Genomic DNA, 24,357 nt, shown 5'->3' with positions numbered 1-24,357 from the left:
CCCTTCCCCCCCCCCCCCCCCCCCCCCCCCCCCCCCCCCCCCCCCCCGGGCTCCTACAAGGTTCAGGCGAGCTTCTTGCGAATCCAGTACAGGTACGTACCCGCCTGCTCCTGCTGATCCACCAGCTCGTGGTCCAGGAACACGCAGAACTTGGGAATATCGCGGCGGGTCGACGGGTCGGTGGCGATCACCTTGAGCAAGCCGCCTGGCGGCAAGTCACGGATGTGCTGGTGCAGCATCATCACCGGTTCCGGGCAGTTGAGGCCGGTGGCATCGAGGGTGCCGTCGACGGCGGTGTCAAACATATCGCTCATGGTTCACTCCTGAAACTGGCGTGCATTGTTGCCCAATTTCAGCCGCCTCACCACCGCTCAGGTGGTTTTGCCTGCCGGATCGTAATGCCACCACCACGCAATCGAAGCGATGGGCAGGGGCTCCGTGCTGTCATCCTGCGGTTCTTCTGCAACGTCCGCCCCCACCAGGCAACACGCGCCATCAACCGCGTTGATATAGCGATACCTGGGCGACATCCGATGCCATTGCAACTCACCGCTGATGTAGCAATCCAGGCCTGACAGATAACGCCTCAGCCCGACGCTCGCCTGCCCACGCAAGCTGCGTTGGAGCCGCAGGTACAGCCCCAGGATCCGCTCGCGCATGCGCACCACCGTGACGATTGCGTCCGACGGCGAACAGTCATATTCCCGGCTAACGGCGTCCACCAGGTTGTGCCCTTTCTTGTCCTGGCCACGCATCGAGTCCTTGGGGAAGGAGAACAGGTCGTTATCCAGTACCGCAAAAAAAGCGGCTATTTCCGTCAGCGCCATGACGCGGCGGTCCACCAAGGTTTTTTCACTCAGGCTGACGTTCGGCACCCAGTAGCAGAACATCGGAAACGTCACGCCTCCGCCGCCCATGAGCCGTTGCGTCACATAGTCACTCAGCGTGGGGCGTGGGGCGACGGCTTTCCACATTTCAGCCATGAAGTACGTGCGCAACACCGCGGTCAATCGAGCGGCCTCCCTCGCCGACCCCAGCGCCATCATGCGCCGGCGAATGTCGCGCAACGCCAGCCCATAACGATCGGTGGCGTCCACCGCGACCTCAGGCGATTCCAGCATGCGCTGTATTCGGCTGGTGGCACTGATCAGCGCATTCGGATCGCCACTGGCCGGGCCCTCGTCACAGATCTCATCGTCGTAGGCAAATGTCCAGATCATGTAATCGGTCGCCACTTGCAACCGTGCCAACGGCCCTTGCGGGTAAATCATGCCGCACAGCGGGCCAATGCCGGCAACCGCCAAGCGGTCACGTTGGGCGGTGTCGGGGAAGAGCTTCCACTGCGCCAGCCACTCCAGGCAGGGCTGCTCAATCATTGTCGCCTCGGGATGCGACAACACAGGCAGCGGGCAATAAATGGCCGGGATGACGATGGGGTTCACAGTAAGGCCCTGTCAGCGATTCACACCCTGCTTAAACACCACAAAACCCCCGGCCTGCAAAATGCTCTTTCGCACTAATGGCCCCGCGCAGTATCGCCAACCGATCTCGGCAGCTTGCGCTGAACTCACTATAACTAGCGATGGGCTATATCTTTCAGGATCGGCGCGAATGCTGAGCATGAAGCACTCTTCGATATATACCCTGACTAAGGCTATTCGAAATGACCTGCTTTCCTTCGTAGACGATCAGGGTTCAATACGCCAGCGCTGCAACAGCCGTGGCCTGGAATCCCTATTGATGCTGGCGTTGTTGCGTCGCATGCACTACCTGCCACAGGTACAACGCACGCTGGCCAGGTTTCTGGAACGCTACAAACAACGGGACACGCTGAACCCGCTCGAGCGCTGCCTGATCGCCAATACACCGCCCGCGCACCTCCCGGGAGACGAGCGCAAGCAGTGGATGTTCGTCACCTATTTCGCGCTGATCCACGCCACGCCGTACCTGCCACCCGATAAAATCGCCCGTATCCGCTACCACGGCCAGGCCTCTTGGGTGTGCCTGACACTGTGCGCGATCAAGATCATCAATGCCCATGGCAACGGGCAACCGATCGACGCCCAGGACCGCGCCTTTCTGCTCGACCAATTGGCACACGGCAGTGCCAGGGAAGTGTGGGAAGGTCATCTTTCGGCGCACTTGTTGAGCCTGCTGGCGTTGCACGCCGTTGCTCCCCATCACCCCCTGCTGACCCTGGGCATCCATAGCCTGCTCGCGCAGCGCAATGCCGACGGCGGGTTGCCGTTTATCCCCCACATGACGGTCTACCTCAGCGCCTTTGCCGGCCTGGCCCTGAGCAAGACCGGCAGGCGCTCGCCCCGGCTGCGGCAGATCGCCGACTACCTGGAGTCGCAGCAGGCTTTGGACGGGGCCTGGGCCTACACCGAAAGCGTGCGTCAAACCGATATCGACAGCACGTGCCTGGCGATCGAGTGCCTGCAGCATGTGGACCCGGTGCGGTATGCCGCGTCTATCCGGCGTGGGCAGGATTACCTGGCGAGCATGGCCAACCCGGATGGAGGCTTTGCCACCTACCTGCGCCACCATCCTTCCGAAACCACCATGACGGCCAACGTGGTCATGGTGCTGGCGCCCGCGGGGCGAGCCTATGGGGAAGTGCTGGATAACGCGCTGGATTTTCTGCGGGGCGCCCAGCACCACGACGGCACGTTCGAGCGCAGTTGGAGCCTGTGCGCAACCTTTGCCATCGCGCGGGTCAGCGCCGCACTGCGTGTGTCAGGCCGCCCTGGCGAGGCGGTGCTGGCCAGGTCCATCGCCTACCTGCATCAGGCACAAAACCCGGATGGCGGCTGGGGCCAGGTGGCTGGGCAGGCCAGCGATGTGATCAGCAGCGCCCACGCCCTCAGCGCCCTCAGCCACGAGGGCTATTCAGACAGCCTGCAGCGTGGCCTGAACTACCTGAAAAAGCATCGCCACACGCGCCGCCACTTGCTGGCTGACCAGGCCGCACCGAGGCCGATTCCGTATCACTTCCCGGTACTGGCCACGATCTTCACGCTGAACGCCCTGGCCGACGTGCTTACTTGCGCTTCTTCACAACGTCCACCAGTCGACGCAGGTGGCAGGTCACTTCCTCTCGGTCGTGATACAGCTGCTTGCAGCCGATCTCCACGCGAATGCCACGTGCCTTGAAGCCCTCCTCGATGCGTTCGAGCAAGCGCTTCACTTCGGCATAGCGTTGCTTCATCGGCAACTTCAGGTTGACCACCGCCTCGCGGCAATGCCCTTCACCGATCCAGGTTTCCAGCAGCGCGGCGTTGCGCGCAGGTTTTTCGACGATATCGCAGACCATCCAGTCCACCGGCTGCTTGGGCACGAAGGTGAAGCCGTCGGCCATCAGGTGCTGCACCAGGCCGGTGTCCATCAGGCTTTCGGCCATGGGGCCGTTGTCGATGGCAGTCACCAGCATGCCGCGATTGACCAGTTGCCAGGTCCAGCCGCCCGGCGCGGCGCCGAGGTCGACGCCGGTCATGTCGCCGTGCAAGCGCTCATCCCATTGGTCGCGGGGGATGAAGTGGTGCCAGGCCTCTTCCAGCTTGAGGGTCGAGCGGCTCGGCGCTTCGCGGGGGAATTTCAAACGCGGGATACCCATCGGCCACATCGCGGAGTTGTTCGACTCGGCCAGGCCCATGAACACTTCGCGGCCGCTCTTGAAGGTCAGCAGCAGGCGCGGCTTGCTCGGGTCATCCACCAGCTTGCCGGCGTTGAGCAAGGCTTTGCGCAGGTGCACTTCGAACTTCTTGCAGAAATTCGACAGTTCCTTGCCATCGTTGGTGTCGACCATCTCCAGCCACAGGCTGCCACACACCGGAAATTCGCGCAGGTGGGCAAGGATCACGCTGATGCGGTCGGTTTCCGGCAGGTCGATGAACACCCCGCTCGCCCATTGCCGTGGAAAGATCAGCTCGGCAAAACGCTGGCCGTGCATCAGGCGCTGGGCGCCGTCTTCTTCGGTGCAGACGAATTCGGCGCAGGCGCTGCCGGTCTTGGCCTTGGCGTAGCCGGAAACGTTCAGGCGCGCGGCGTGCTCCGCGATTTCGGAACAGACTTCGCCTTCAAAACCCGGGCGGCAGTGCATAAAAAGGGTGTTCATCAACTCTCCAAGTGAATCAACCGACCTTGCGCTGTCGCAATGCCTGTCATGAAAACCCGCGCATGATAACGGACTTCGGAACCTTGGACTCAACGATAGAGTCCAGTTATTAGCCTGCTAATGAAAACAGGGCTAAGTTGATAGCTCTGTTCGTCCCGTCAGGTCCGTAGCCGTGCGGACCATAAGGAGTCGTGTCATGTCATCGCTTGATAGCCTGAGAACCCTTAAGACCCTGCAAATAGACAGCAAGACCTACAACTACTTCAGCCTGCCCGAAGCCGCCAAGAGCCTGGGTGACCTGGACAAGCTGCCGATGTCGCTCAAAGTGCTGCTGGAAAACCTGCTGCGCTGGGAAGACAACAAAACCGTCACCGGCGCCGACCTCAAGGCCATCGCCGCCTGGCTCAAAGAGCGCCAGTCCGACCGCGAGATCCAATACCGCCCCGCCCGCGTGCTGATGCAAGACTTTACCGGCGTACCCGCCGTGGTCGACCTGGCCGCCATGCGCGCCGCCGTGGCCAAGGCCGGGGGCGACCCGCAGCGCATCAATCCGCTGTCCCCCGTGGACCTGGTGATCGACCACTCGGTGATGGTCGACAAGTTCGGTAACGCCGACGCCTTTGAGCAGAACGTCGACATCGAGATGCAGCGCAACGGCGAACGCTACGCCTTCCTGCGCTGGGGCCAGAGCGCCTTCGACAACTTCAGCGTGGTGCCACCGGGCACCGGCATCTGCCACCAGGTCAACCTCGAATACCTGGGCCGCACCGTGTGGACCAAGGACGAAGACGGCCGCACCTACGCCTTCCCCGACACACTGGTGGGCACCGACTCCCACACCACCATGATCAACGGCCTGGGCGTGCTGGGCTGGGGCGTGGGCGGTATCGAAGCTGAAGCGGCCATGCTCGGCCAGCCGGTGTCGATGCTGATCCCGGAAGTGATCGGCTTCAAGCTCACCGGCAAACTGAAAGAAGGCATCACCGCCACCGACCTGGTGCTGACCGTCACCCAGATGCTGCGCAAGAAAGGCGTGGTGGGTAAATTTGTCGAGTTCTACGGCGACGGCCTGGCCGATTTGCCGTTGGCCGACCGCGCCACCATCGCCAACATGGCCCCGGAATATGGCGCGACCTGCGGCTTTTTCCCGGTGGATGAAGTGACGCTGGACTACTTGCGCCTGTCCGGCCGCCCTGCCGAAACCGTCAAGCTGGTGGAGGCTTACACCAAGGCCCAGGGGCTGTGGCGCAACGCTGGCCAGGAACCGGTGTTCACCGACACCCTGGCCCTGGACATGGGCAGCGTCGAAGCCAGCCTGGCCGGGCCGAAGCGCCCGCAAGACCGTGTGGCGCTGCCGAATGTGGGCCAGGCGTTCAGTGACTTTCTCGACCTGCAATTCAAACCCGCCAGCAAGGAAGAAGGCCGCCTGGAAAGTGAAGGCGGTGGTGGCGTTGCCGTCGGCAATGCCGACCTGGTGGGCGAAACCGACTACGAATACGACGGCCACACCTATCGCCTGAAAAACGGCGCGGTGGTGATCGCGGCGATCACCTCGTGCACCAACACGTCGAACCCCAGCGTGATGATGGCGGCCGGGCTGGTGGCGAAAAAGGCCGTGGAAAAAGGCCTGACCCGCAAGCCGTGGGTGAAAACCTCGTTGGCACCCGGCTCCAAAGTGGTCACCGACTATTACAAAGCGGCGGGCCTTACCCAGTATCTGGATAAGCTCGGCTTCGACCTGGTGGGTTATGGCTGCACCACCTGTATCGGCAACTCCGGGCCGCTGCCCGAGCCGATTGAAAAAGCCATCCAGAAGGCCGACCTGGCCGTGGCGTCGGTGCTGTCCGGCAACCGCAACTTCGAAGGCCGCGTGCATCCACTGGTGAAAACCAACTGGCTGGCTTCGCCACCGCTGGTGGTCGCTTATGCACTGGCCGGCACGGTGCGCATCGACATCAGCAGCGAACCGCTGGGTGAAGGCAAGGACGGCAAACCGGTGTACCTCAAGGACATCTGGCCGAGCAGCCAAGAGATTGCCGACGCTGTAGCCCAGGTCAGCACCGGCATGTTCCACAAGGAATACGCCGAGGTGTTTGCCGGTGACGAGCAGTGGCAGGCCATTGAAGTGCCACAGGCGGCGACTTACGTGTGGCAGAAGGATTCCACCTATATCCAGCATCCGCCGTTCTTTGACGACATTGCCGGGCCGTTGCCGGAAATCAAAGACGTCAAAGGTGCCAATGTGCTGGCCCTGCTGGGGGACTCGGTGACCACCGACCACATCTCCCCCGCCGGCAACATCAAGACCGACAGCCCGGCCGGGCGCTACCTGCGCGAGCAAGGCGTGGAACCGCGCGACTTCAACTCCTACGGCTCACGCCGGGGCAACCATGAAGTGATGATGCGCGGCACCTTTGCCAACATCCGTATCCGCAACGAAATGCTCGGCGGTGAGGAAGGCGGCAATACGCTGTACATCCCGACCGGCGAGAAGATGGCGATCTACGATGCCTCGATGAAATACCAGGCCTCGGGCACGCCGCTGGTGGTGGTCGCAGGGCAAGAGTACGGCACCGGCTCCAGCCGCGACTGGGCGGCCAAGGGCACCAACCTGCTAGGGGTCAAGGCGGTGATCGCCGAGAGTTTCGAGCGGATTCACCGCTCCAACCTGGTGGGCATGGGCGTGTTGCCGTTGCAGTTCAAGCTGGATCAGAACCGCAAGACGCTCAAGCTGACGGGCAAGGAGAAGATCGACATCCTCGGACTGACCGATGCCGAAATCGAGCCCCGGATGAACCTGACACTGGTGATTACGCGGGAGGATGGCCGTAGCGAGAAGGTGGAGGTGTTGTGCCGGATTGATACGCTTAACGAAGTTGAATACTTCAAGTCGGGCTCCTACAGTTTGAACCGCGTTTCAGATTAGCCGAACAGCCACTTCCACAGCAGCACCAGCACTACTACCGCCAGCACCGGCCGCGCAATGCGGTAGGCCTTGGGGTGCTTGCGCTTCCACTGCTTGACCACACCACTGAACTTGTCGCTGAAGGTCTTGCTCCAGGCATACGCCTGGTTGATCCCGCCGACACGTTCGTCGTCCAGGTTCTGCGGTGCAGTCGCACGACCAAGCTGCTTGCTGACCCAACGGTTGACGCGGGTCATCAGGCGGTTGCTCAGGGGGCGCTCGATGTCGCAGAACAGGATCACGCGGGTCTGTTCGGTTTCGTTTTTCACCCAGTGCACGTAGGTTTCGTCGAACATCACGTCTTCACCGTCGCGCCAGGCGTAGACCTGGCCATCGACGAAGATACGGCAGTCGTCGGAGTTCGGTGTGGACAGCCCCAGGTGATACCGCAGGGAACCGGCGAACGGGTCACGGTGCGGGTTGAGGTGGCTGCCACCCGGCAACAGCGCAAACATCGCGCCTTTCACGTTGGGGATGCTGCTGACCAGCGCCACGGTTTTCGGGCACAGCGCCTCGGCCGAGGGCAGGGGTTTGTCGTACCACTTGAGGTAGAAGCGCTTCCAGCCCTTCTTGAAGAACGAACCGAAACCGGCGTCGTTGTTCTTTTCGGCCGCGCGGATGTAACCCTCGTCGAACAGGTGCATGGCCTCTTCGCGGATCACTTCCCAGTTGTCCTTGAGCACATCCAGTTCCGGGAACTTGCTGCGGTCCAGGTAGGGCTTGGACGGCACGGCCGAGAACAGGTACATCAAGGCGTTATACGGGGCGAACAGCGCCGAATGGTTGACGAACTGGCGCAACATCGGCAAACGCGCCTTGCCGCGCAGGTGCACGTACAACGTGCTGCCGATAAACAACGCCAGCACCGACAGCTTGGCGGCCAAAGAAAAGGTCATGCAGCAACTCCTGAAAATAAGCGCCTGGCCAACAGCAGACGTAGCAGCCGGCCATGATAAACACTTGGGCCAGTATGCAGAAGGCCCGGGTTATCGGCGCTGACTCAAATCAAGCCTGGTTTTCTTGCTCGGTAAACAAATCGCTGAACAGCATGCTCGACAGGTAGCGCTCACCGGAGTCCGGCAAAATCACCACAATGGTCTTGCCCTGCATTTCCGGCTTCTCGGCCAGGCGCACCGCCACGGCCATCGCCGCGCCACAGGAGATACCGCACAGGATCCCCTCCTCCTGCATCAAGCGCAGGGCCATGGCCTTGGACTCGTCATCGGTCACCAGCTCTACGCGGTCAACCATCGACAAATCGAGGTTCTTCGGCACGAAACCGGCGCCGATCCCCTGGATCTTGTGGGGGCTGGGCTTGATCTCTTCACCGGCCAGCGCCTGGGTGATCACCGGCGACACGATCGGTTCGACCGCCACCGAGAGAATCGGCTTGCCCGCAATGTTCTTGATATAACGCGACACGCCAGTGATGGTGCCGCCCGTGCCCACGCCGGCGACCAGCACGTCGACCGCACCGTCGGTGTCATTCCAGATTTCCGGACCAGTGGTTTTCTCATGGATCGCCGGGTTGGCCGGGTTTTCGAACTGGCCCGGCATAAAATAGGTGGCCGGGTCGCTGGCGACAATTTCTGCGGCTTTGGCGATGGCACCGGGCATGCCCTTGGCCGGCTCGGTCAGCACCAGCTCGGCGCCCAGGGCCTTGAGTACTTTGCGCCGCTCGATGCTCATGGACGCCGGCATGGTCAGCAGCAATTTGTAGCCACGGGCGGCAGCGACAAACGCCAGGCCAATCCCGGTGTTGCCCGAGGTCGGTTCTACAATGGTCATGCCGGGCTTGAGTTTGCCGGTACTTTCCGCGTCCCAGATCATGTTGGCGCCAATGCGGCACTTCACCGAGTAGCCTGGGTTGCGTCCTTCGATCTTGGCCAGGATGGTCACGCCACGCGGGGCGATCCGGTTGATCTGCACCAGGGGCGTGTTACCGATGGAGTGCGCGTTGTCTGCAAAGATGCGGCTCATGACGGGTCCTATTGGGCGGTTTCAGGAAGGCCCCAAGGGTATGCCTCGTGCTGCAACGCGTCCAGTCAGAGGAACGTTGCGCACCTCCCGGCAGTCCATCGCCTACCTGCATGGAGAACATCCGATGAAACGTCGCTACAGCTGGCCGCTATGGACCGTCGCCGGGCTGGTGGTGGTGCTGGTCGCCCTGGACCTCGCCCTGCCCTATCTGGTGCGCAACTACTTGAATGACAAGCTTGCCGACATGGGCGACTACCGTGGCCGCGTGGCCGACGTGGACCTGGCCCTGTGGCGCGGCGCCTACAAGATCAATGGCCTGGAGATCACCAAAGTCGACGGCAAAGTACCGGTGCCGTTCGTCAAGGCGCCGCTGATCGACCTGGCGGTGAGCTGGCCGTCACTGATCAATGACCATGCGGTGGTCGCCAAGGTGCGGTTTATCAACCCCGAGGTGAATTTCGTCGACGGCGGCGCCAACAAGCAGGCGTCCCAGACCGGTAAGGGCACTGACTGGCGGGCGCAACTGGGCAAGCTGCTGCCGATCACCCTCGACGAAGTGCGCATTGAAGACGGCAAGATCGCCTTTCGTAACTTCAGCTCCAAGCCACCGGTCAACATCAACGCCACAGCGGTCAACGCCAGCTTCTATAACCTGACCAACGTGATCGACGTCAAAGGCAAGCGCGACGCACGCTTCGAAGGCAAGGCCCTGCTGCAAGGCCAGGCGCCGCTGGAAGCCACGGCCACCTTTGACCCGCTGAGCAATTTCGAGAACTTCGAGTTCCGCTTTCGCGCCAAGGACCTGCAGCTCAAGCGCATGAACGACTTCGCCTCGGCCTACGGCAAGTTCGACTTCAAGGCCGGCACCGGCGATGTGGTGATCGAAGCCCAGGCCGAAAAAGGCCAGCTGACCGGCTATATCAAGCCGCTGTTGCGGGACGTGGAAGTGTTCGACTGGCAGCAGGACGTGGAAAACAAAGACAAGAACATCTTCCGCTCGATCTGGGAGGCGGTGGTGGGCGCCAGTGAAACCGTGCTGAAAAACCAGAGCAAAAACCAGTTCGCCACCCGTGTGGAGCTTAGTGGCAGCGTGCATCAGCAAAATGTCAGCGCGTTCTCGGCGTTTTTGGCGATTTTGCGTAACGGTTTCATCCAGGCCTTCAATGCACGCTACGAACAGCCCAAGCCGAGCACAGACTAAAAATGTGGGCGTTGGCTTGTGTGGGAGCTGGCTTGCCTGCGATAGCGGTCTGTCGATTACAGGTGTGATGTCTGATCCGCCACTATCGCAGGCAAGCCAGCTCCCACAGTTGGATGTGTGGCAGATCCATAGTCGTGACCGGCCATTCAGAGACTGAATAACCCGTCTGCGTTCACAGTCGCCGGGGCTGCGCGGTATAGTCCGGGCATTGATGAATGCGAGGAAACACCGATGAAGTTCGAAGGCACCCAGGCCTATGTGGCTACCGATGACCTGAAACTGGCCGTCAACGCCGCCATCACCCTGGAGCGGCCGCTGCTGGTCAAGGGCGAGCCCGGCACCGGCAAGACCATGCTGGCCGAGCAATTGGCCGAGTCCTTCGGCGCCAAGCTGATCACCTGGCACATCAAGTCCACCACCAAGGCCCACCAGGGCCTGTACGAGTACGACGCGGTCAGCCGCCTGCGCGACTCACAGTTGGGCGTGGACAAGGTGCACGACGTGCGCAACTACCTGAAGAAGGGCAAGCTCTGGGAGGCCTTCGAGTCCGACGAGCGGGTGATCCTGCTGATCGATGAAATCGACAAGGCCGACATCGAGTTCCCCAACGACCTGCTGCAAGAACTCGACAAGATGGAGTTCTACGTCTACGAAATCGACGAGACCATCAAGGCCAAGAAACGCCCGATCATCATCATTACTTCCAACAACGAAAAAGAGCTGCCGGACGCCTTTCTGCGCCGCTGCTTCTTCCACTACATCGCCTTCCCCGACCGCACCACCCTGCAGAAGATCGTGGATGTGCACTACCCCGACATCAAGAAAGACCTGGTCAGCGAAGCGCTGGACGTGTTCTTCGATGTGCGCAAAGTGCCGGGCCTGAAGAAAAAGCCTTCCACCTCCGAACTGGTGGACTGGCTCAAGCTGCTGATGGCCGACAACATCGGCGAAGCGGTGCTACGCGAGCGCGACCCGACCAAAGCGATCCCACCCTTGGCCGGCGCCCTGGTGAAGAACGAGCAAGACGTGCAGTTGCTGGAGCGTCTGGCGTTCATGAGCCGTCGCGGTAATCGCTGATGCTGCTCAACCTGTTCAATGAAATGCGCGCCGCCAAGGTGCCGGTGTCGGTGCGCGAGCTGCTCGACCTGATCAACGCCCTGAAAATGCGCGTGACCTTCGCCGACATGGACGAGTTTTATTACTTGGCCCGGGCGATCCTGGTGAAGGACGAACGGCATTTCGACAAGTTCGACCGGGCCTTCGGTGCCTATTTCAACGGCCTGGAAAAGCTCGACGACCACTTGCAGGCGCTGATCCCCGAAGACTGGCTGCGCAAGGAGTTCGAACGTTCGCTGACGGACGAAGAGCGCGCGCAGATCCAGTCCCTCGGCGGCCTCGACAAGTTGATCGAAGAGTTCAAAAAGCGCCTGGAAGAACAGAAGGAACGCCACGCCGGCGGCAACAAGTGGATCGGCACCGGCGGCACCAGCCCGTTTGGCTCCGGGGGCTACAACCCCGAAGGCATTCGCGTGGGCGACGCCGGCAAGCGCCAGGGCAAGGCGGTGAAGGTGTGGGACCAGCGCGAGTACAAGAACCTTGATGACGGGGTTGAACTGGGTACGCGCAATATCAAGATCGCCCTGCGCCGCCTGCGCAAGTTTGCACGCCAGGGGGCGGCCGACGAGTTGGACATCGACGGCACCATCGACCACACCGCCCGCGATGCCGGCTTGCTGAACATCCAGATGCGCCCGGAACGACGCAACACCATCAAGCTGTTGTTGCTGTTTGATATCGGCGGCTCGATGGACGCCCACGTGAAGATTTGCGAAGAGCTGTTCTCGGCGTGCAAGACCGAGTTCAAGCACCTGGAGTATTTTTACTTTCACAACTTCGTGTACGAATCGGTGTGGAAGAACAATCAGCGGCGCACCTCGGAACGCACCTCCACCCAGGATTTGCTGCATAAATACGGCGCCGACTACAAAGTGATCTTCATCGGCGATGCGTCGATGGCACCGTACGAGATCACCCAGGCAGGCGGCAGCGTGGAGCACTGGAACGAAGAACCGGGCTATGTGTGGATGCAGCGCTTCATGGCCAAGTACAAGAAGCTGATCTGGATTAACCCGTACCCGAAGGACACCTGGGGCTACACAGCATCGACCGGGATTGTGCGCGAGTTGATTGAAGACCAGATGTACCCGCTGACCCTGCGCGGCCTGGAAGAAGGGATGCGCTTCCTATCCAAATAGGCGGTGCATTCACCGTCGCTATCGCAGGCAAGCCAGCTCCCACAGAGGAATGCATTCCAACTTTGAAATGCATTCCTCTGTGGGAGCTGGCTTGCCTGCGATGCTTTTAGCGGTTCAAAAATCGCTGGAGGAAATCGATGTGCTGCTGGTGCGCCGTCTCCTGCACCATCGGCGCCAACCGCACCTTTTCCCCCGGCAAACACTGCGCCAGGCGTGCCAGCGACAACGGCGTCAACGCGCCCAAACGTGGGTAACCGCCAATGGTCTGCCGGTCATTGAGCAACACAATCGGCTGCCCGTCCGGCGGCACCTGGATCGCCCCCAGCGGGATCCCCTCGGAAATCAATGACGGCCCCTGATACTGCAACGGCGTGCCCAGCAGGCGCATGCCCATGCGGTCGGCGCGGCTGTCCAGGGCCCATTCGGTGTTGAAGGCATCAAACAGGCTCTGGCCGCTGAACTGGCCGATCTGTGCGCCGACAATAACGTCCAGCGGCGCCTTGGCCGGCAAGGCGTGGTCGCTTAACACCTTCATCGCCCCGCCCACTCCGGAATACGCCAAGTGCCCACCTGCGGCCAGCGCCTTGCCAATTCCATCCACCCCGCCCAGCTCTTCGCGCACAACCGTGGCGCTGCTGCCCAGCACCTGCGGCGCATCAAACCCGCCCGGCGCCGCCAGGTAGGCCCGTGCGCCGCTGAACGGCTGGGTAAAGCGCAACCGCTGGCCCTTTTGCAGGATAAAACTGCGTCCGGGGCTGATGGCGCGCTCGTCGATATAGGCGCCCAGGTCCGCGCCGGCCAGGGCCAGCAAGCAATACCCCTCAGCCTGCACGGTGAACCCGCCCAGGGTGATTTCCACCACCGGCGCATCCAGCGCATTGCCCAGCAGCCAGTTGGCCCACGACATCGACACCCAATCCAGCGCCCCGCCCTGGGTGACACCCAAATGGCGCACGCCAAAACGGCCGGCATCCTGCAACAGGCACAGCGGCGTGCTGGCCTCGATGATCAAGCGGCTCATGCCTGCGCCTCCAACGGCGTGTCATCGCCACCTAATCTGATGAATTCAGCGTGATCGACAGACTCGAAACGCACCGTGTCGCCCGGCTGCATCAGGCTGTAGCCTTCACGCTCGCGGTCGAACAGCTTGGCGGGTGTGCGGCCGATCAGGTTCCAGCCGCCCGGCGATACCACCGGGTAGGCCGCAGTCTGCCGTTCGGCGATGCCGACGCTGCCCGCCGCCACGCGTTTGCGCGGGGTATTGAGCCGTGGGGTAGCGAGCATTTCATCCACCAGCCCCATGAAGGCAAAGCCCGGCGCAAAACCAAGGGCGAACACCTGGTATTCATGGGCACTGTGTCGACGGATCACCTCGTCGACACTCAGGCCGCTGCGCTGGCTGAGCAGGGTCAACTCCGGGCCGACGCTCAGGTCGTACCACACGGGCAGCACGTGGCACTGGCCGCTTCCTTGGGCCTGGGGTTGCAGATCCGTGAGCGCCTGTTCGATCACTTCCCGTGCCTGGGCGGGGCTCAGTACAGTGAGGTCGTAATGCACCATCAACGTCGTGTAGGACGGCACCATGTCCACCAGCGCCGCGCCAAACCCTTTGCGCAAACGCTGAGTGGCGGCGAGCATCCACGGCATATTGGCTTCGGCTATCACCTCAAACAGACGCACCATCAGGCAGTCGATGGCCACCACTTCAATCCGTGCCTTCATGCTGGCTTCAAGGCCTCGCGGATACGCTTCACGGCGGCAATCGAACTGGCATTGTCACCGTGCACGCAGAGGGTATCGGCCTGCAGGGCCAGAGCGCTGCCGTCACTGGCAACCAGGGCTTCACCCCGCGACAGGGTCAGGGCCTGCTGCACGATGGTGTCGGCGTCGTGGTGCACGGCGCCGGGCAACTGGCGCGAGACCAAATGCCCCTTGGCGTCATAGGCGCGGTCGGCAAACGCTTCGAACCACAGGGTCACGCCGTACTCGTCGCCCAGGGCCTGGGCCGCGCTGTTGTCTCGGGTGGCCAGCAGCATCAGCGGCAGGTCGCCATAGGCCGCCACAGCCTGGATCACCGCGCGCAATTGTGCCGGGTTAGCCATCATGTCGTTGTACATCGCGCCGTGGGGTTTCACGTAACTCACGCGCCCCCCTTGGGCACGGCAGATACCGTCGAGCGCGCCGATCTGGTAGTGCAGCAAGTCCTGGATTTCCTGGGGGGTGTAGGCCATGGAGCGGCGACCGAAACCCTGCAGGTCCTGGTACGCCGGATGCGCACCTACTTGCACACCGTGCTTGAGCGCCAGGCTGACGGTCTTGCGCATGATGCTCGGGTCGCCCGCATGGAAGCCGCAGGCCACGTTGGCGCAATCGATGAACGGCATGACCTCGGCGTCCAGACCCATCGTCCAGTTGCCAAAGCTTTCGCCGATGTCGCAATTCAAAAGCAGACGGCTCACGGTAGTTGCTCCTGTAGGCTTTATTTTTTTGTAGTGTGGGATTTTTTACGCAGAACTCGCAACTTGTCCTGACACCCCCACGACGCTTATCGTGGAATGGCTCGATTTTTGGCGTTTGCCCGGTGCGGCGTCCAACTAATAAAAACCGATCCATGCATAAGAAAAGTTGATCCCATGAATTTGAAGTTCCTCGAAACCTTCGTCTGGGTGGCCAAGCTCAAGAGTTTTCGCCTGACCGCCGAGAAGCTGTTCACCACCCAGGCGTCGATTTCCAGCCGCATTGCCGTGCTCGAAAGCGAACTGGGGGTGAAGCTGTTTCTGCGCGACTCGCGGGGCGTGAGCCTGACCCCGGAAGGCGTGAAGGTGCTCGATTACGCCGAGCAGATGATGGTGACCATGCAGGGCCTCAAGCAGTCCCTGGAGACCACCAGCAGCAAGGTCGGGCGGATTCGGATCGGCGTCATGGACACGGTGATCCATACCTGGCTCAGCCCGTTGGTGGCGGAGCTGATGGACCATTTCCCCCTGGTGGAAATCGAACTCGTCGCCGATACCGCGCTCAACCTTAGCGATCAACTGCAAAAAGGCTTCCTCGACCTGATCCTGCAGACCGACCTGCTGCGCCTTGAAACCGTGCGCAGCCTGGAGCTGGCCAGCCACCCCATGGCCTGGATCGTCGCCAGCCAATCGCTCTACCACCGCGACTACGCCTCACTTGCCGAACTGGCCCAGGAACGCATCATCACCTACTCGAAAAACTCCCACCCGCATCAGGACGTGCTGAGCCTGATGCAGGCCAACGGCGTGGCCGCGCCCAGGATGAGCTGTGTGAATTCGGTGTCGGCGATTACCCGGCTATTGCGCGATGGCTTCGGGATCGGCGCGCTCCCACCGGTGCTGGTCATGGAGGAACTGGCACGGGGGGAATTGGTGATGTTGCCGATGGAGCAACGTTTGCCGAACTTGCAGGTGGTGGTGTCGTGGCGGGTGGGGGTGGAGTTGGTGGAGGAGATTGTCGGGCTGTGCCAGAGGGTAGTCGCCCGCTATGCCGAAGAGGTCGGCCCAGAGCGGATGCTACTGGCAAAACCCGATTAACCCTGTAGGAGCCCGGCTTGCCGGCGATAGCGGAATATCAGCAGTCAATGTGCAAGCTGACCCACCGCCATCGCAGGCAAGCCAGCTCCCACATTTTGATCCGAGGTGTACTTACAATCCCTTCAGGTCTCGCTCTTCAATCGGGCGGCTCTGGCGCAGGCGCTTGCCGCCCAACACCACCCAGTCGATCAGGCGGAACAGGCACTCGATGCCGAACGACAACAGCATCGCGCCGCCCAAGCCCCAGCCCATGGCCTCTGGCGTCAGCAGGATCTGGTAGCTGTAGCCGTTCCAGGTTTCCAGGCGGATAGCCGGGTCGGCCGCCACGGCCACCTGCAACGCGCGGATGTACCACGGGCCTTGCATGGCCTGGAATTGCTTGTCGAGCACCAGTTGGCGGTCGAGCAACGAACCCAGGCTGTTGGCATCGCTGCGAAACACCGGGTCATCGCTGGCCCGGTAATGCGCCACCAGGGCCTGCAAGTCACCGTTGAAGAACTGCTGCGCCGTGGCATCAAACCCGCGCAAGCTGGTCTGGGCCTCGATCAGGTGGGCTTCAACACGCTTGGCGTAGTCATTGATAAACCCCGGCACTTGCACGCCAACCAACAAACCAATGGCAAACAGCACCAACCGCAGATAGCTGAGCAACATGGACGATATCCTTACTCGGTGATGCCCTGGCTGACGCATTCACCGCGTCGCCACAGGCTCCATTGGCCCGGTTCGTAGCGGGTCCAGTTTTCGTTGTCGGTCAAAGGTTCGGTAGCAATCACCGTCACCACGTCATTGGGGGTGGTTTCGGCCTGAAAATCGACGATCACGTCGACATCTTTCAGGCGCGCGGGGCCAAACGGTGCGCGCCGGGTAATCTGTGCCAGCTTGGTCGAGCAGTAGCAGAACAACCAGTCGCCGTCGCTGAGCAGGCAGTTGAACACGCCTTTGCTGCGATATTTCGAACAGGCGGCGATCAGGTCCGGCAGCACTTGCTCGATGTCCACCGGCTCCGGGAACGCCTCGCGGACACGGTTGAGCAGGTCGCAGAACGCCGCTTCGCTGTCGGTATCGCCCACCGGGCGGTAGAAGGTGGCGCGGGGGTTGAAGTCCGCCAGTTGGCCGTTGTGCGCAAAGCACCAGTTGCGCCCCCACAGTTCGCGCACGAACGGGTGGGTGTTGGACAAGCACACCTTGCCCACGTTGGCCTGGCGGATATGGCCAATCACCACTTCGCTCTTGATAGGGTAACGCTGCACCAGCAGTGCCACTTCCGACTCGCTGCTGGCGGCCGGGTCCTGGAACAGACGCAGGCCACGGCCTTCATAGAAGGCGATGCCCCACCCATCCCGGTGGGGCCCGGTGCGCCCACCGCGCTGCATCAGCCCGGTGAAGCTGAACACGATATCGGTGGGGACGTTGGCACTCATGCCCAATAATTCACACATGCCAGGGCTCTCGCTGCAACGTTAAAGGCGCGGTTCGACCCGCATGCCGCTCACCGGGGCCGGGCGGCGGAAAGGCTCGTCATCTTCTTCCGGCTCGGCGGCCAGGGCAGCGTCAGCCGCGGCCTTGCGCTCACGGCGGGCCTTGGCGGCGCGCTCGATGGGCCAGCGGATCAACACAATCACCAGGTACACGCCAAACGCGATCATGGTGTACATGAACAAATCGGAAATGGCCCGCCACGCGTTGTTGCCGACCTTGAGCACCAGGTCCAGGGCGGTAATCGCCACGGCCGGGGCAAACTGGGTCTTGACCGGGTCGACGATGGTCGGGCTGAACAACAGCACCGCCATCAGCAATTGCAGCGGCTCGCGCAACCAGCGCCAGATCCAGCGGGTCATGCGCCACCACACCAACAGGCAGCCCAAAGCGGCGAAGGCGTAAAGGCCCCAAGCGGTCAGATAGTCGTTCTCGGTCATGGTGTCCATGGCAAGGTAGGCAAACAGGCCGCTATGATAACGGCTTTTCGGTGTCGCGGCTGCAATGCCGGCCACCTTCCGCCAGATAGAGAATAATCCATGCCTACATCGCTCGCCCCGATTGCCCGCAAGGCCGAAGGTCCAGACCCGTATGCCTGGCTCCAAGAGCGTGACAGCAGCGAGGTCCTCGATTACCTCAAGGCCGAAAACGCCTGGCAGGAGGCTCAGCTCGCCGACCAGAAGGACCTGCGCGAAACCCTGTTCGAGGAGATCAAGGGCCGCATCCTGGAGACCGACCTGTCCCTGCCCTCCCCCTGGGGCCCGTACCTCTACTACACGCGCACCACGGCCGGCGACGAATACGCCCGCCACTACCGCTGCCGCCGTCCCGCCGACGACAGCAACACGGTGGACGACAGCAGCGAAGAACTGCTGCTGGACCCGAACGTGCTGGCCAATGGCGGCTTTTTCTCGCTGGGCGCGTTCAGCATCAGCCCCGACCACCAGCGCCTGGCCTACAGCCTGGACACCAGTGGTGAAGAAATCTTCACCCTGTACGTGAAGGAGTTGGCCACCGGCAAGGTCAGCGAACTGGAGTTTGAAAACTGCGACGGCAGCATGACCTGGGCCAACGACAGCCTGACCCTGTTCTTCGGCGAGCTGGACGACACCCACCGCCCGCACAAGCTGTATCGCTATCGCCTGGATGGCACGGCCGCGCAGGAAGTGTTCCATGAACCGGACGGACGTTTCTTCCTGCATTGCTACCGCTCCAGCTCCGAGCGCCAATTGCTGCTCGCGCTGGGCAGCAAGACCACCAGCGAAATCTGGGCGCTGGACGCCGAGCAGCCGCACCTGGACTTCACCTGCCTGGCCCCACGGGTCGAAGACCATGAATACGATGTCGACCATGGCCAGTTGAATGGCGCGTGGACCTGGTTCATCCGCAGCAACCGCGATGGCATCAACTACGCCTTGTTCGTGGCGACCGACATTGGCGACGTGCCGACCGAAAGCGAATGGCAGAACCTGATCCCCCACAGCGATGAGGTGATGCTCGACGGCGTCAGCCTGAACGCCAGCGCCATGACCTTGAGCCTGCGCATCGGCGGCCTGCCGGTGATCGAAGTGCACCCCGAGGGCAAATCGGCGTATCGCGTGGAATTGCCCGACGCCGCCTACAGCCTCTACGTACAAAACAGCCTGGAATTTGCCAGCGACAAGATCCGCCTGCGCTACGAAGCCCTGAACCGCCCGGCCCAAGTGCGCCAACTGGAACTGGCCAGCGGCGCGCAGCAGGTGCTCAAGGAGACGCCAGTGCTCGGCGTATTCAACGCCGACGACTACGTCAGCCAGCGCCTGTGGGCCACATCGGTCGATGGCACCCAGGTGCCGATCAGCCTGGTGGTCAAGCGCGACCAACTCGGCAAGCCAACGCCGCTGTACCTCTACGGCTACGGCGCCTACGGTTCGAGCCTCGACCCGTGGTTCTCCCACGCACGCCTGAGCCTGCTGGAGCGGGGAGTGGCGTTTGCCATCGCCCATGTGCGCGGCGGCGGCGAGCTGGGTGAGGCCTGGTACCGCAACGGCAAGCAGGAACACAAGCAGAACACCTTCAGCGACTTCATCGCCTGCACCGAACACCTGATCGACCAAGGCCTGACCACCGCCCAACAACTGGCCATCAGCGGCGGCAGTGCCGGTGGCCTGTTGATCGGCGCCGTGCTCAACCAACGCCCGGACCTGTTCCAGGCGGCGATTGCCGAGGTGCCGTTCGTCGACGTGCTCAACACCATGCTCGACCCGGAGCTGCCGTTGACCATCACCGAGTACGACGAGTGGGGCAACCCCGAGGAACCCGAGGTGTATGCGCGTATCAAGGCTTATGCGCCGTACGAAAACGTCAGCGCCCAGGCCTACCCGCACCTGCTGGTGATCGCCGGCTACAACGACAGCCGCGTGCAGTACTGGGAAGCGGCCAAGTGGGTGGCCAAGCTGCGCGACACCAAGACGGACGACAACCTGCTGCTGCTCAAGACCGAACTGGGCGCCGGCCATGGCGGGATGAGCGGTCGCTACCAGGGATTACGTGACGTAGCGCTCGAATATGGATTTGTGTTCAAGGCGTTGGGGCTGATTTAAGGAACTTAGTGCGGCGGTCCTGTCTGAACACACAGACCGCCTACCTGTTTGATGGACCCAGACTGCAGCCATGCCACAACCGACCTTACTGAATAACGAAATCCGCGACATGCTGATGGACTGCGGGTTGTTCGACCCGCTGCTGCCGGAAGATTTTCATGTGGCCGCGGGCTACTTCAATATCAGCAGCATTGCCCGCGATGAAGTGATCTTCCTCGAAGGCGATGCCGGCACGTTCATGTGCATCATCCACAGCGGCCAGGTGGCCGTGCAGAAAACCCATCACGACGGCCAGCGCGTGACCATCGCCACCCTGCGCAGCGGCCGGGCCTTCGGCGAAATGGCGGTGCTCGACGGCGAGCGCCGTTCCGCCAGTTGCGTGGCCGCCAGTGAGTGCGTGCTGTTGAACCTGGGCAAGGATTCCCTGGAAAAAATGCTCAACGAAGCGCCCAGGGTCGCCGCCAAGATCATCCGCGCCATTGCGATTGCCCTGTCCAAGCGCCTGCGCATGGCCGACGGGCAACTGTTGTCGCAACAGTTTTAACCGCCCGGGGTCTTGGGCTTGCTGTCGTTCTGCAGCAGGCCCGGCACGGTTTGATCTTTAGGCGGTGTGGGCAACACGATGGGCACCAGTGCCGGTGAACCGTTGGCCGTGGCCTTTGGTGCGACCGGCGGGGTGACTTGTGGGTACAAGGTTGGGGTCGGCGTGCCCGGGGCGCCTGGGGTTGGCGCGGGTGCGACCGGCACGCTTTGCACCTCTTGCGCCTGCGCCGCACCCAATGTGAGCGCGCCAAGCACAATGACCGTTAGAATGCTGCACTTCATCGATGGCTCCATGGCCTGACCGGAATGTCGTAAGGCTACTCCCAACCGCGCAAGAATGCCCTTCCCAATGAGATTTCCATGAAACGTTTCGTTCTGCTGGACACCACCCCGATCCCCGACAACGGCGGTGCCTTGTGCCTGTTCGAATACGGTGAGGATTTTGTCATCAAGATCCAGGGCGGTGACGGCGGCCAGTTGATGAACACGCGCATGCACGGTTCCGAAGACGCGCTGGCGGAAATCCCCTGCCGCAAGGTTGCCGGGCGCCCGGGCTCACGGGTGCTGATCGGCGGGCTGGGCATGGGGTTTACCCTGGCGTCGGCGCTCAAGCATTTGGGCAAGACTGCCGAAGTGGTCGTCGCTGAATTGGTGCCGGGCGTGGTGGAGTGGAACCGTGGCCCGTTGGGAGAAAAATCCGGCCGGCCGCTGCTGGACCCACGCACGGTGATCCGCATGGAAGACGTGGCCAAGGTGCTGCAAGCCGAGCCCCAGGGGTTTGACGCAATCATGCTGGACGTGGACAACGGCCCTGAAGGCCTCACGCAAAAGGCCAACAGTTGGCTCTACTCCGCCGGTGGCCTGGCGGCCTGTGCCAAGGCCTTGCGCCCCAAGGGCGTGCTGGCGGTGTGGTCGGCCAGCGCCGACAAGCTGTTCAGCGACAAACTGCGCAAGGCAGGCTTCAAGGCCGAGGAAGTGCAGGTGTTCGCCCATGGCAACAAGGGCACGCGGCATACCATCTGGATCGCCGAGAAGCTCAAAGGCTGAACACGATTCACCCCACACAAAACATCTCCTGTGGGAGCGGGCTTGCCCGCGATAGCGGTGTACCAGTCAATACATCTGCTGACTGATATACCGCTATCGCAGGCAAGCCAGCTCCCACAATTTTTGTCCTGCGTTTTAGTGCAGGGATTTGCGGTAATCGATCACGTACGGCACTTTTTTGTCGAAAGTCTTCTCCAGTTCATCCCGGTCCAACTGGGTCATGCCGCCCAGTTGATGGGCCGTGAACCCGCTGTCCCCCACCTGCGAACCCGGTGCCAGGCTGACCATGCGCTTGGCCACCGCTTCGATGGCGTCCTTATAACCGCCCTTCTTGTCCAGGTTGTACGCGCTCAGGTCGATCTGGGTGCGCAACCAGTTGCCCCAGTAGAACTCGAGGAATTCCGGCGCAATCGCGCCATCCTCCGGCTTGCCATAGGCGGCCTTGCGGGTGAAGTACACCAGGCTGCGGAAGGTGTCGTCCTGCAGGTTCTTGAAGCCCAGGTGCGCCGGCAGTTGCTCGGGTGGCAACGTCTGGCCCCGGTTGTCCTTGAGCCACACCTTGCGCGCGGCCTCCATGCGGTGCCAGAAGATGGCCATGTCCGGGCTGTTGCTGAAGTCGTCCGTCACTTTCACCCACATTTTCAATTGCGGGCCACCACCGGGCACTTCCCACAGGGTGGTGAAGCTGTGGTGACCATCGGTCAGGTACAGCTGGCCGGCCGGGCCGACCACCACGGTTTTCATGTCGTCGGGGTGGGTGCCCACAGGGTCCTTGCAGGTGAAACTGTCGGGTGTGTGCAGGTCGGCTTTTTTCGGCACCTTGTCAGCCGTGCCCTGGCCATTGGTTTCACAGTATTCGTCGAAGACCTTGGCCGGCTTGTCGGCGAACAGGCCCAGGCTGTAGTAGATCTGGTCAAACCCCACCACGGCCTGGGTGGGGCGCAGCTGGTCGAGGGCCACCTCGATCACCTGGCCGGGCTTGGGCGTGGAAAACGCCTGGGCCTGGGCGGTAACAGCACACAGCAGTAACGCAACAATCCATGAAGGCAGACGCATGAGTTTCAGATCCTTATCTGTAAAGTGAAGCAGTCAAGTGCAGCGCAAGCGGCTAGAATCAACCCTGTCCGTGAACCCCAAATAGCCAGGAGCCATGATGAGCTCGACCAACCCGCCCTCCCACACCGCCAAGCTGGACCGCATCCTTGCCGATGCCCAGCGCGACCGGGAAATGGGCTACCGCGACAAAGCCTTGAAGATGTACCCCCACGTGTGCGGCCGCTGCGCCCGTGAGTTCTCGGGCAAACGCCTGAGCGAGCTGACGGTACACCACCGCAACCACAACCATGATGACAATCCCCAGGATGGCTCCAACTGGGAGTTGCTGTGCCTGTATTGCCACGACAACGAACACTCGCGCTACACCGACCAGCAGTACTTCGGCGACGGCTCCACCAGCAGCCCGACGATTGCCAAGGCCACGCACAACCCGTTTGCGGCGTTGGCGGGGTTGATGAAGAAGGACGACTGACGATCCTCACTGTCTGGACTGGCGTCATCGCCGGCAAGCCGGCTACTACAGGGGATCGCATTCCACTGTAGGAGCTGGCTTGCCGGCGATAGCGATCAACCAAGCAACACAGCACTTCAAGGCCGTATAATCGCGGCTTTTCCTCCAAGGCACCCTTCCCCGTGGGCAATAAACGCTACAGCTGCATCGGTCTGTATAACCCCAAATCCCCCGAAAACGTCGGCTCGGTGATGCGCGCCGCCGGCTGCTACGGCGTGGCCTCGGTGTTCTACACCGGCGTGCGTTACGAGCGCGCCCGGGACTTCATCACCGACACCAAGAAGGTCCACCACGACATTCCGCTGATCGGCATCGATGACCTGAAAAAGATCCTGCCCCTGGGCTGCATCCCCGTCGCCGTGGAACTGGTGGAAGGCGCCCGCCCGCTGCCCGAATACACCCACCCGGACCGCGCGCTGTATATTTTCGGCCCCGAAGACGGCTCCCTCGACAAAGAGATCCGCGACTGGTGTGAAGACGTGGTGTACATCCCGACCACCGGCTGCATGAACCTCGCCGCCACCGTCAACGTGGTGCTCTATGACCGCCTGGCCAAGGGCAACAACACCCGTTCGGGCCCCAAATACTGATTCTGCGGGAACATCCGGCGCCTGCGGGCAGTCAGCTGTTTACCTTTGCCCTTGTTGGAGACAGATCATGAGCGACAGCAAAACCCTGCGACCTATCATCGAGCACACGCCGTTTGAAACCCCACCGACACAGAACGTGCATGGCTGGGAACGCATCGGCTCGGTGGCCGGTGGTGTGATGATGGTGGGTAAAGGCCTGCGCCGTGGCGGTATTTTTGGTTTGATCCAGGTGGCGATCGGCGGCGTGGCCCTGGCCCGTGGCTTTACCGGGCACAGCTCGCTCAAGGACAAGCTGGAACAGGGCCGCCAGGAAATGAACAGCGTGCGCACGAAGATCGAACGCGCGGGTGCCGAGTTGAAAAACTTGAAGACCAAGGCTGAAGTGGCGGCTGAAAAAACCGTAAAAACCACCGGCTGACACCACCGCCCTGTAGGAGCCCGGCTTGCCGGCGATGGCGTCCTCATGGGCCCCATCGC

Annotated in this window: 25 protein-coding genes; 12 read left to right on the top strand and 13 right to left on the bottom strand. The window is 61.9% G+C overall.

Features of this window, described 5'->3' with window-relative positions; genetic code table 11:
* Positions 1-62: 62 nt before the first annotated feature.
* Complete coding sequence (tusA, locus tag AC07SU_RS26450) at positions 63-314, bottom strand: sulfurtransferase TusA (protein WP_176995328.1); 252 nt, start codon at positions 312-314, stop codon at positions 63-65.
* Between the two features lie 57 nt (positions 315-371).
* Complete coding sequence (locus AC07SU_RS26445; protein WP_256349810.1) at positions 372-1,376, bottom strand: terpene synthase family protein; 1,005 nt, start codon at positions 1,374-1,376, stop codon at positions 372-374.
* Between the two features lie 235 nt (positions 1,377-1,611).
* Between AC07SU_RS26445 and AC07SU_RS26440 the strand changes: the two genes are divergently transcribed.
* Positions 1,612-3,156, top strand: a complete 1,545-nt coding sequence (locus AC07SU_RS26440; RefSeq protein ID WP_494998730.1) for a prenyltransferase/squalene oxidase repeat-containing protein — start codon at positions 1,612-1,614, stop codon at positions 3,154-3,156.
* Here AC07SU_RS26440 and rlmM read toward each other — a convergent pair.
* Positions 3,044-4,117, bottom strand: coding sequence for a 23S rRNA (cytidine(2498)-2'-O)-methyltransferase RlmM (gene rlmM / locus AC07SU_RS26435; RefSeq protein WP_494998729.1), 1,074 nt, complete (start codon positions 4,115-4,117; stop codon positions 3,044-3,046). The two genes, AC07SU_RS26440 and rlmM, sit on opposite strands and share 113 nt — an antisense overlap.
* 196 nt (positions 4,118-4,313) lie before the next feature.
* Here rlmM and acnA point away from each other — a divergent pair, with 196 nt between their 5' ends.
* Positions 4,314-7,043: an aconitate hydratase AcnA gene (gene acnA / locus AC07SU_RS26430; protein ID WP_494998728.1), complete on the top strand. Its 2,730-nt coding sequence runs from the start codon at positions 4,314-4,316 to the stop codon at positions 7,041-7,043.
* On the opposite strand, the gene AC07SU_RS26425 is transcribed toward acnA, so the two are convergent.
* Both AC07SU_RS26425 and cysK read right to left on the bottom strand, forming a co-directional pair.
* Positions 7,040-7,978, bottom strand: coding sequence for an aspartyl/asparaginyl beta-hydroxylase domain-containing protein (locus AC07SU_RS26425; protein ID WP_034102532.1), 939 nt, complete (start codon positions 7,976-7,978; stop codon positions 7,040-7,042). The two genes, acnA and AC07SU_RS26425, sit on opposite strands and share 4 nt — an antisense overlap.
* Before the next feature lie 109 nt (positions 7,979-8,087).
* A complete protein-coding gene (cysK, locus tag AC07SU_RS26420; protein WP_176995324.1) occupies positions 8,088-9,062 on the bottom strand; it encodes a cysteine synthase A in 975 nt (324 codons plus the stop codon).
* Between the two features lie 124 nt (positions 9,063-9,186).
* On the opposite strand from cysK, the gene AC07SU_RS26415 reads away from it, so the two are divergent.
* The 3 genes from AC07SU_RS26415 to AC07SU_RS26405 all read left to right on the top strand — a co-directional run bounded on the left by AC07SU_RS26415 (position 9,187) and on the right by AC07SU_RS26405 (position 12,518).
* Positions 9,187-10,263: a DUF748 domain-containing protein gene (locus tag AC07SU_RS26415; RefSeq protein ID WP_494998727.1), complete on the top strand. Its 1,077-nt coding sequence runs from the start codon at positions 9,187-9,189 to the stop codon at positions 10,261-10,263.
* Between the two features lie 231 nt (positions 10,264-10,494).
* Positions 10,495-11,340: an AAA family ATPase gene (locus AC07SU_RS26410; protein ID WP_034112447.1), complete on the top strand. Its 846-nt coding sequence runs from the start codon at positions 10,495-10,497 to the stop codon at positions 11,338-11,340.
* Positions 11,340-12,518 carry a vWA domain-containing protein gene (locus AC07SU_RS26405; RefSeq protein WP_176995322.1) on the top strand — a complete coding sequence of 393 codons (1,179 nt, stop codon included), beginning with the start codon at positions 11,340-11,342 and terminating at the stop codon, positions 12,516-12,518. Before AC07SU_RS26410 ends, AC07SU_RS26405 begins: the two co-directional genes overlap by 1 nt.
* Positions 12,519-12,624: 106 nt before the next feature.
* Here the strand turns inward: AC07SU_RS26405 and AC07SU_RS26400 are convergent, their stop codons facing one another.
* The 3 genes from AC07SU_RS26400 to AC07SU_RS26390 are packed head-to-tail and all read right to left on the bottom strand — an operon-like array spanning position 12,625 to position 14,977.
* On the bottom strand, positions 12,625-13,539 hold the full coding sequence (locus AC07SU_RS26400) for a 5-oxoprolinase subunit C family protein (protein ID WP_494998726.1): 915 nt from the start codon (positions 13,537-13,539) through the stop codon (positions 12,625-12,627).
* On the bottom strand, positions 13,536-14,240 hold the full coding sequence (gene pxpB / locus AC07SU_RS26395) for a 5-oxoprolinase subunit PxpB (RefSeq protein WP_494998725.1): 705 nt from the start codon (positions 14,238-14,240) through the stop codon (positions 13,536-13,538). Before pxpB ends, AC07SU_RS26400 begins: the two co-directional genes overlap by 4 nt.
* Positions 14,237-14,977, bottom strand: coding sequence for a 5-oxoprolinase subunit PxpA (locus AC07SU_RS26390; RefSeq protein WP_494998724.1), 741 nt, complete (start codon positions 14,975-14,977; stop codon positions 14,237-14,239). The genes pxpB and AC07SU_RS26390 overlap by 4 nt, the downstream gene beginning before the upstream one ends.
* Positions 14,978-15,151: 174 nt before the next feature.
* On the opposite strand from AC07SU_RS26390, the gene AC07SU_RS26385 reads away from it, so the two are divergent.
* Positions 15,152-16,072, top strand: coding sequence for a LysR family transcriptional regulator (locus AC07SU_RS26385; RefSeq protein WP_176995318.1), 921 nt, complete (start codon positions 15,152-15,154; stop codon positions 16,070-16,072).
* Between the two features lie 111 nt (positions 16,073-16,183).
* On the opposite strand, the gene AC07SU_RS26380 is transcribed toward AC07SU_RS26385, so the two are convergent.
* The 3 genes from AC07SU_RS26380 to AC07SU_RS26370 are packed head-to-tail and all read right to left on the bottom strand — an operon-like array spanning position 16,184 to position 18,066.
* A complete protein-coding gene (locus AC07SU_RS26380; RefSeq protein ID WP_176995317.1) occupies positions 16,184-16,726 on the bottom strand; it encodes a DUF2937 family protein in 543 nt (180 codons plus the stop codon).
* A gap of 11 nt (positions 16,727-16,737) precedes the next feature.
* Complete coding sequence (locus AC07SU_RS26375) at positions 16,738-17,514, bottom strand: class II glutamine amidotransferase (protein ID WP_494998723.1); 777 nt, start codon at positions 17,512-17,514, stop codon at positions 16,738-16,740.
* Positions 17,515-17,535: 21 nt separating this feature from the next.
* Entirely contained in the window at positions 17,536-18,066 is a 531-nt protein-coding gene (locus AC07SU_RS26370) for an MFS transporter (protein ID WP_176995315.1), read from the bottom strand.
* A 24-nt stretch (positions 18,067-18,090) separates the two neighbouring features.
* Between AC07SU_RS26370 and AC07SU_RS26365 the strand changes: the two genes are divergently transcribed.
* Together AC07SU_RS26365 and AC07SU_RS26360 are read left to right on the top strand one after the other, a co-directional pair.
* The gene (locus AC07SU_RS26365) at positions 18,091-20,133 is read left to right on the top strand and encodes a S9 family peptidase (RefSeq protein WP_494998722.1); all 2,043 of its coding nucleotides are present in this window, start codon (positions 18,091-18,093) and stop codon (positions 20,131-20,133) included.
* Between the two features lie 70 nt (positions 20,134-20,203).
* On the top strand, positions 20,204-20,677 hold the full coding sequence (locus AC07SU_RS26360; RefSeq protein ID WP_178921549.1) for a cyclic nucleotide-binding domain-containing protein: 474 nt from the start codon (positions 20,204-20,206) through the stop codon (positions 20,675-20,677).
* Here AC07SU_RS26360 and AC07SU_RS26355 read toward each other — a convergent pair.
* On the bottom strand, positions 20,674-20,958 hold the full coding sequence (locus AC07SU_RS26355; protein ID WP_176995312.1) for a hypothetical protein: 285 nt from the start codon (positions 20,956-20,958) through the stop codon (positions 20,674-20,676). The genes AC07SU_RS26360 and AC07SU_RS26355 overlap by 4 nt on opposite strands.
* Positions 20,959-21,036: 78 nt before the next feature.
* Between AC07SU_RS26355 and AC07SU_RS26350 the strand changes: the two genes are divergently transcribed.
* Positions 21,037-21,723: a spermidine synthase gene (locus AC07SU_RS26350; protein ID WP_058411058.1), complete on the top strand. Its 687-nt coding sequence runs from the start codon at positions 21,037-21,039 to the stop codon at positions 21,721-21,723.
* Positions 21,724-21,858: 135 nt separating this feature from the next.
* On the opposite strand, the gene AC07SU_RS26345 is transcribed toward AC07SU_RS26350, so the two are convergent.
* Positions 21,859-22,779, bottom strand: coding sequence for a ParB/Srx family N-terminal domain-containing protein (locus AC07SU_RS26345; protein WP_494998721.1), 921 nt, complete (start codon positions 22,777-22,779; stop codon positions 21,859-21,861).
* Positions 22,780-22,876: 97 nt separating this feature from the next.
* On the opposite strand from AC07SU_RS26345, the gene AC07SU_RS26340 reads away from it, so the two are divergent.
* The 3 genes from AC07SU_RS26340 to AC07SU_RS26330 all read left to right on the top strand — a co-directional run bounded on the left by AC07SU_RS26340 (position 22,877) and on the right by AC07SU_RS26330 (position 24,298).
* Positions 22,877-23,251: a YajD family HNH nuclease gene (locus AC07SU_RS26340; protein WP_010212122.1), complete on the top strand. Its 375-nt coding sequence runs from the start codon at positions 22,877-22,879 to the stop codon at positions 23,249-23,251.
* A 161-nt stretch (positions 23,252-23,412) separates the two neighbouring features.
* On the top strand, positions 23,413-23,880 hold the full coding sequence (locus tag AC07SU_RS26335) for an RNA methyltransferase (protein WP_003189607.1): 468 nt from the start codon (positions 23,413-23,415) through the stop codon (positions 23,878-23,880).
* A 67-nt stretch (positions 23,881-23,947) separates the two neighbouring features.
* Positions 23,948-24,298 (top strand): YgaP family membrane protein, encoded by a 351-nt coding sequence (locus tag AC07SU_RS26330; protein ID WP_176995310.1) that lies wholly within the window; start codon positions 23,948-23,950, stop codon positions 24,296-24,298.
* The last annotated feature ends 59 nt before the right edge of the window (positions 24,299-24,357 follow it).

The sequence above is a fragment of the Pseudomonas sp. GW821-FHT05H12 genome (assembly GCF_059419385.1).
Note: the sequence above shows the minus strand (reverse complement) of the source record. Positions and strands in the feature narration are given on the sequence as shown.